We start from the raw sequence: 282 nt of genomic DNA, 5'->3' as shown, positions 1-282 counted from the left end.
GAACGGCCCGCCCTTATGTTCCTGTATCTCACCGACGAGCCAGCGACTTCCCAGCGATCAACCTGGCAGATATGGTTCCGGCGTTAGCCAAATCGAGGATGTTGAATGCGACGAGCGAGTACCGGTTACACCGTATCGGCAGCTGCAACGGCAGTCCTTTTATCCTTCGCAGCGTGTGGTAACCAGCCGCAGCCGACACCGGCCCCAAGCATCCAGCCGGAGACCGTCGTGACTAGCCGCTCGGAAGGAAAGGCGATCGCGAACCCGCGCCGTGGTGGCTAC

Annotated in this window: 1 protein-coding gene; it reads left to right on the top strand. The window is 61.0% G+C overall.

What is annotated here, in order from left to right; all coding sequences use genetic code 11:
• Positions 1-182: hypothetical protein (locus AC0IYH_RS31065; RefSeq protein WP_471838037.1), on the top strand; the 182-nt coding region annotated here is incomplete at its 5' end.
• Positions 183-282: the final 100 nt, after the last annotated feature.

Source organism: Pseudomonas sp. AC463 (assembly GCF_979253585.1).
The sequence above is the reverse complement of the archived record's forward strand: the minus strand, read 5'-3'. Positions and strand labels throughout refer to the sequence as shown.